The sequence below is a fragment of the Paractinoplanes rishiriensis genome (assembly GCF_016862375.1).
GTDB classification, from domain to species: domain Bacteria; phylum Actinomycetota; class Actinomycetes; order Mycobacteriales; family Micromonosporaceae; genus Actinoplanes; species Actinoplanes rishiriensis.
Map to the genome: position 1 here is coordinate 41,812 of NZ_BOMV01000113.1, position 6,110 is coordinate 47,921.

Sequence of the window (6,110 nt, forward strand, 5' to 3'; positions counted from 1 at the left end):
CACCGCACCGTTGAACCCCGCTCTCGCGACCGAATCAGGGCGCTGCACCGCCGCGGCAGGTCATGCGGCAGATACGCCCACTGACAGCCGGTCCGGCCCTGATAGAGGATCGCGTTCACGACCTCGCGCAGATCCTGCTCACCCTGACGGCCCGCAACCGAGACACGCCTCGATCGCCACGCGTCCAGAAACGGCCCGATCAACGCCCACTGCGCGTCCGTCACGTCGCTCGGATACGGCTTCCGATCACCCATGACCAGCCAACGCCGCTGCTACACAGCCGGGCGTGACCGAGATTCGCCTTTCACGTCATCGAGTGATCACGATCTACAGCGAACCTCCGGAACGATCTCCAAACGGACACAAGAGACGGGTAGGACAATAAGCTGTCGTCCGTTTCGTAAATAGATACGCCCGGAATTCCGTCTGAGGTAGAGATACCCTGGAATCGCCGTTAGGGCCTGCTGCGAGCCGCTCGGCTTTGTCCAGAGTAGATCTTCGTGGTGACTGCTCGCCGCGCCTACCCCAGCGACATCTCCGACGCCCGCTGGGCCCTGATCGCACCGACCCTGCTCGCCTGGCAACAAGCCCGCATCGACCGGCGACCGACCGGCGAGCCGGCCCGCACCGACGTCCGGGAGGTACTCAACGCCATTTTCTACGTCAACCGGACCGGGATCGCCTGGAAATACCTTCCCCATGACTTTCCGCCACACACCACGGTCTACTACTACTATGCGGCCTGGCGCGACGAAGGCATCTTCGCCCAGCTCAACCTGGACCTGACCACTCTGGCCCGAGTGAAGGCCGGCCGCGACCCGCAGCCCACCGCCGCGGTCATTGATACACAGAGCGTTAAGACCTCCACGAACCCGCCAATCGCCACCCAGGGAACCGACGCAGCCAAGAAGATCGTCGGCCGTAAACGCAGCGTCGTCACAGACGCCTTGGGGCTCCTGCTGGCCGTCATCGTCATGGCCGCGTCCGTGACCGAGAACCGCGCCGGCATTCAAGCCCTGGACCAGGTCAAGGCATCACACCCATCCATCACCAAGACCTGGGTGGACGCAGGCTTCAAGAACCAGTTCGTCGAACACGCCGCTACCCTCGGTATCGACGCCGAGATCGTGCCACGAAACACCGAAACCCGAGGCTTCCACGTAGTCAAACGGCGCTGGGTCGTCGAAAGAACCCTGGGCTGGCTGATGCTGCACCGCCGACTGGTCCGCGACTACGAGACCCTGCCGACCAGCTCCGAGGCAATGATCCACATCGCGATGATCGACAACATCAGCCGCCGAATAACGGACGAATCCACCCCTACCTGGCGAGGAACATACTAGTAGATCAAGAACAAATCGAACGCCCTCTGAGTGCCGGCACAGAAGGAACGGCGCTGGTGACGCCTCCCGTCCTGGCGGTGGACGCTGCTCTTAGCTTCGGCCTTCCGGCATGATCGAATGCACTCCTCTCGCTGCATGTCCGGACGCCAGCTGAACGGTCGGCATGTTACTCGGAGTAAGCCTGTGGCACGTTCGATGCGCACGCTTGACGCGTCTGGCGCGCCTCGACGGACAGTGTTCACAGGCAGGAACCGACGTCACACGTCCTTCTTCGGCGCGGACAAACTTCTCTGGCAAAGCACAGACCCCCAACCGCGCAGATGACGAACTACGGGCCGGCGGGGCGGATCCATGGGTCGAGGATCAGGTGCTCGAGGCCGAACGCGGCGAACCTGCCGAACAGCGGCTGCGTCAGCTGGACCATCTTCACCCGCAGCTTGCCGTCGTCCGGGGTGATCAGGTAGATGCCTAGAGCTTCGTCATTCATGCGCGCCCCGACCGCTTTGCCGGTAGTGGCCTGCAGCTCATGGCCGAAAGACGGTAGTTTGACTCAATTGCTGCGGGCAAGGGCTCATGGTCATGGCTTTCGACGACCTGCGACGCAGGGCGGTGAACGAAATCCGGCTCGCCGTCTGGAGGGTCCGTCTCTGCGCCGCGACGGTCACTCATTGCCGCGGGGCTGGTCAGCGGAACCGTCAGGTAGATGCGCGGGTTGGCGTTACCGGCTGCCCGAGACTCGTGAATCGCGTCAAGGACCGCCTCGCGGGCGGCATCACCGCTGAGATCCGCGAGCGTTACTCGCGGGTGTTGCTCGATGCCGGTCTCCCTGATAGAGGCGATGACCCATTCGCCACCGATCAGCGCGACTTCGCAGGTGATCGATGCCGCAGGTTCGGTCGGGTCAGGTGCGGCGTCATTTGATCCACTGGCTCCTTGGATCTTTCCGGGTTCTTGGACGTCATGCCCACCAAGCGTGGCTGTTGGGTTCTTCGCCGCTGTTAGCCGAATTGCTTCGCCCAACAGGACCCCAACAGATTCGGGATAGCGCGCTGTCACACGCGCCGACCCGACGGGTTCCCATCCGAGGGATTCGGCGACGGCGCGTACGCGCTCGGCCTGCTCCTGCATCGACTGGTCGTCCGTTGTCTCGGGGAGACGCGGATGTAGGTGGCGACGCGTGGGCGCCCGGGATGGGGTGGCGGTGTCGCATGACGTTCTCCTTCGGGCGGGGCCGCCGGGCGGAGAACCCGGCGGCCTGTGGTGGCTGAGTCAGTCAGCTGACGGATCGGCGGGCGGGGCGCAGCGCCGCGGAGCTGGCGGAGATGGTCCAAGATCATTGCGGTGAGGAGAGAGACGGTGTCTTTGCGCTGTTCGGGAGTCATCGGTGTGGTGTCGGGCCGGGTCAGCGTGAGGTGCACGAGTTGGTTGCTGCCGGGCGTCCAGTCGGTGCGCTGCAGCGGCGCGGTCGCCGGCGGCGCGGCAGCGTAACTTGACTCATTTGCTGACGGGCTCGGCCTGTCGGCTCTGTCGTGAGGCGACAGGTCTTTGTCGCGGTGGCCTGGTGTGGTGTCGCGGGTGACACGGCGCCGCCGCTCGTTCTGACGCCGGGTGTCAGGATGGTTGTCGCGTCCGGTGGGGGGTGTCACGGTTTCCGGTCCGGATGGCCGAAGATCACCAATGTGGTGCTGGTGGTTTGACGCGGGGTGTCGGCGTGGTTGCCGTGGTTTGACACCGTTGAGTCGTCGCGGGCTGTCGTGTAGGTGAAGGTGTCGCGGCCGTCGGTTGCGGGCAGCGGCACGATGTCGTGCAGGTGGCGGAGGCCGGCGGCCTGCGCGGCAGGCAGCAGGACCTGCTCGTGCTCGGCGTACCTCATACCGGACTCGCTGTTGGCGGCGGCGGTGATGGCGACGATGACACTGCCGTCCGCCGCAAGGTGCCGCTGGCAGGCGCTGAGCAGGTTGTCGGCCTGCCTCGGGTTGCCGGTCGGCCGGGGCCAGCGCAGCACGACGAGCGTGGCTGCTGCGCGTGACGCGGGCGCCGCTGGTAGGTCGGCGAGGTCGGTGACGGCCAGGTAGCGGCGGCCGGTGGTTTCGGCGGCGTGCCGCAGGGCGTCGTCGGCGTCAAGGTCGACCACGGTGCTGTGGACATCGCTGTAGATCGCGACAAGGTTGTGCGCCAGTCGCGGCGTCAGCGGGCTGTCACCGGCGACGAGGTCACCTGTTGCGCCGGTGTCGTCCAGGGCGGTCCGCCAAACAATGACCGCCGCCGTGTCGCGGCCGTCGCGGATGTCACGGGTGACAGCACTTCGCCGCGGCGCGCTCGGGCCGGTTGAAGTGGTGGGCAGGTTGGGATCGTGGGCAGCCATAGGCGGGTTGCTCCCGTGCCGACGAGCCGTGTTCGCAATCAACTAAGGCGTCGTGAATGGCAAGTACGCGGCGCTGATGTACGTCGCACTACTCAACAGCCACCTAACAGGTCAGCGTTGCTGGCGTACCGTGCCCAACAGTCCGGGCCCTGTTGGGTGGACATCCACCCAACAGCGGCCCCGCGGGTCTAGCCCTCAACACGCCGAAACCCTGACGGCTGGTAGCAGCACCCGGGCGTCCGTACCGGTGCTGCGGGGCGGCGGGATCCGCGGATGGTCGGCGAGATCTTCGGCCAACGCGGCCCAACAGCGCGCTGACCTCGACTGTTGGCCGACGGCTGCCGGCAGCAGCTGACGCGGCCGGTCATGCCGGGGTGGCGTTGGGTGGCCGTGACCACGGCCAACAGCACCGCGGCCCGGTCGGCGTCCCCGGCCAGTGTTGGGCTGACCTGCCTGAATAGCGGTCCCCGCGCCGAACTTCCTCGGTGCACCACCCTATTCGGGAGCTCTGCAGTGGCTACCTCTTCCTGGCCGTCGACGCCGCTGGACGCGGCGGAGAAGGCATTCACCATGCTGTCCGAGGCGCCGACCCACGTGCCGTTCGACGCACGCGGCTTCGAGGGACTGCCCGACCGCATTCTGCCCCTCGACGAGCTGCGCACAGCGCTGCTCGCGACCGGTACCGGCCATCAGGTCCGCGACGCGGTCTGGCGCGAGCTCGTCGTCCGCGCCCGCCGCGACGGCCCGGCCTGGCGCGTCGCCGCGGTCGGGATGGCCATGCCGGGGCTGCGCCGGCAAGCCGGTCTGCTGGCCGCGGGCTGGCATGGCGACACACACGACCTGGACGCCGAACTGCTGGTCGGATTCATGGAGCGCTTGGCGACGGTCGACCTCGGCGAGCCGCGGGTCTGCGGCCGGCTCATCGACGCCGGTGTCCGCGCCGCACGGAAGATCCGCGACGCCGAGTCCGACACCATGTTGATCCGCAGCGGCGAGTCCGGCTCGCTGCTGCCGATCCGGCCGTGGGATCACCCCGATCTCGTGTTGGCGCGGGCCGTGGCAACCGCGGTCATCGACCGCGAGGAGGCCCGGCTCATCGCCGCCACCCGGCTGGACGACTACACCCTGGCCCGAGTCGCCGCCGAGCTCGGCATCTCGCCGCAGACCGCGTCGGACTGGCGGGCTCGGGCAGAAAAGCGTCTGCAGCGGGCGATCGGCGACGGTGAGCTGTCGTTCGTGCCGCGAAGACGTGTGGCATAACGCCACCCGAAACCGTCACCTTCACAGCCCAAGCCACGGGGCTCTCCGCCGGCGGCGGCACAACCACCATGTTCAAGCCGCCCCCAGGGGCACGACGAGGGCCGCGCAAGTACCTGCCAGTCCCGGCTGCCGGATGACGGCACCCACCGCCCCCAGAGGCGGTCCCAGGATCATGCTTGCGATCAGCCAATAGACTCGCACGCTGCTCAGCATGACGTCGCCACCGAACCATGCCTTCAGACTTTCGTAGGCCGTGGTGGCCACGAGAAGCACGACACACCCGGCCAGCGCCGCTGGGAAGAGTCGCCTCATCCGCCGCTGGTCATCGCTCGCGATCCACCCCGCACCGACTGCCGCCGCCGCCCAAGCCCAACCGGAGTCGAGGATCAGACTGACGAACTCTGCGGTCTGTGACCAAGCGCTGCGGTCCCCGCGGGCCTCACCCACCTCGCCGAGGAAGACGGGCACATTGTTGACCACAGCGGCGCACCCCCAACGCCACCCCGACGGCCAGAACAATCGCCATCCTCCGAGCCCGCCACATCCGGCAACAGTAGGCGATCTGCCACGATGAGCGTGCGTCTGTGCGTCGCCCCGTGGTGTGGGCCGCGCCGGTGGTGCGGAACGTGGACGGTCGCACCTGCTGGAACTGGTTGGTCTGTCCACGCCGAACCCGACCTGCGGGTCCGGCTGTCCGACCAGCCGGTGCTCGGCGGCCGGCAGGGGTGGCGCGTCTTCGACGACGGCCGGTGGCTCGAGCTGGGCCGGCTCAAAGGCAACCGGGGCGGTCAGATGTACGCCACCCGGCCGGCACCGACCTCGACCGGTTGACCAGCGTCTCCATCTGGTGCAAGCGGTTCGCGGTGTCGTTCGGCGCGGCCGGGCTCGGCCCGGTGGCCTGACGCCGGTTCAGGGACGGGCGGCCGGCAGGTGTAACTCGAAGCGGCATCCACCGACGATGTTGCGCACGCCGACCCGGCCGCCGTGGGCCTCGACCAGACCGCGCACGATGGCCAGGCCGAGTCCGCCGCCGGCCCCGGTGCGGCGGTCGTCGGGGGTGCGGGCCCGTTCGCCGCGGAAGGCCACGTCGAAGACGCGGGCCAGGTCGTCGTCCTGGATGCCGCCGCAGGTGTCGGAGACAG

General features: G+C 67.6%; 8 protein-coding genes and 1 pseudogene. 3 read left to right on the forward strand and 6 right to left on the reverse strand.

The window, feature by feature from the left end; translation table 11 throughout:
• Nucleotides 1-53: 53 nt before the first annotated feature.
• Nucleotides 54-254, reverse strand: a pseudogene (locus tag Ari01nite_RS46535) (transposase); the annotation flags it as partial.
• Between the two features lie 249 nt (nucleotides 255-503).
• Here Ari01nite_RS46535 and Ari01nite_RS46540 point away from each other — a divergent pair.
• Complete coding sequence (locus Ari01nite_RS46540) at nucleotides 504-1,343, forward strand: IS5 family transposase (RefSeq protein ID WP_203790832.1); 840 nt, start codon at nucleotides 504-506, stop codon at nucleotides 1,341-1,343.
• A 328-nt stretch (nucleotides 1,344-1,671) separates the two neighbouring features.
• Here the strand turns inward: Ari01nite_RS46540 and Ari01nite_RS46545 are convergent, their stop codons facing one another.
• The 3 genes from Ari01nite_RS46545 to Ari01nite_RS46555 all read right to left on the reverse strand — a co-directional run bounded on the left by Ari01nite_RS46545 (nucleotide 1,672) and on the right by Ari01nite_RS46555 (nucleotide 3,708).
• Entirely contained in the window at nucleotides 1,672-1,830 is a 159-nt protein-coding gene (locus Ari01nite_RS46545; protein ID WP_203790821.1) for a hypothetical protein, read from the reverse strand.
• Nucleotides 1,827-2,471, reverse strand: coding sequence for a hypothetical protein (locus Ari01nite_RS46550; RefSeq protein WP_203790822.1), 645 nt, complete (start codon nucleotides 2,469-2,471; stop codon nucleotides 1,827-1,829). The genes Ari01nite_RS46545 and Ari01nite_RS46550 overlap by 4 nt, the downstream gene beginning before the upstream one ends.
• 514 nt (nucleotides 2,472-2,985) lie before the next feature.
• Nucleotides 2,986-3,708, reverse strand: coding sequence for a hypothetical protein (locus tag Ari01nite_RS46555; RefSeq protein WP_203790823.1), 723 nt, complete (start codon nucleotides 3,706-3,708; stop codon nucleotides 2,986-2,988).
• A 513-nt stretch (nucleotides 3,709-4,221) separates the two neighbouring features.
• On the opposite strand from Ari01nite_RS46555, the gene Ari01nite_RS46560 reads away from it, so the two are divergent.
• Nucleotides 4,222-4,968 carry a helix-turn-helix domain-containing protein gene (locus Ari01nite_RS46560; RefSeq protein ID WP_203790824.1) on the forward strand — a complete coding sequence of 249 codons (747 nt, stop codon included), beginning with the start codon at nucleotides 4,222-4,224 and terminating at the stop codon, nucleotides 4,966-4,968.
• Between the two features lie 72 nt (nucleotides 4,969-5,040).
• Here Ari01nite_RS46560 and Ari01nite_RS46565 read toward each other — a convergent pair whose 3' ends face one another.
• Nucleotides 5,041-5,448 (reverse strand): DUF6518 family protein, encoded by a 408-nt coding sequence (locus Ari01nite_RS46565; protein WP_203790826.1) that lies wholly within the window; start codon nucleotides 5,446-5,448, stop codon nucleotides 5,041-5,043.
• Nucleotides 5,449-5,717: 269 nt separating this feature from the next.
• Here Ari01nite_RS46565 and Ari01nite_RS51570 point away from each other — a divergent pair, with 269 nt between their 5' ends.
• Nucleotides 5,718-5,870 carry a DM13 domain-containing protein gene (locus tag Ari01nite_RS51570; RefSeq protein ID WP_203790828.1) on the forward strand — a complete coding sequence of 51 codons (153 nt, stop codon included), beginning with the start codon at nucleotides 5,718-5,720 and terminating at the stop codon, nucleotides 5,868-5,870.
• A 7-nt stretch (nucleotides 5,871-5,877) separates the two neighbouring features.
• Here the strand turns inward: Ari01nite_RS51570 and Ari01nite_RS46575 are convergent.
• A partial coding sequence (locus Ari01nite_RS46575) for an ATP-binding protein (RefSeq protein ID WP_203790830.1) occupies nucleotides 5,878-6,110 on the reverse strand: 233 nt, incomplete at its 5' end.

Coding starts and splice junctions, on each gene's coding strand:
- Ari01nite_RS46545 (WP_203790821.1), bottom strand. CDS start 1,830: ATGAATGACGAAGCTCTAGGCATCTACCTGATCACCCCGGACGACGGC.
- Ari01nite_RS46555 (WP_203790823.1), bottom strand. CDS start 3,708: ATGGCTGCCCACGATCCCAACCTGCCCACCACTTCAACCGGCCCGAGC.
- Ari01nite_RS46550 (WP_203790822.1), bottom strand. CDS start 2,471: ATGCAGGAGCAGGCCGAGCGCGTACGCGCCGTCGCCGAATCCCTCGGA.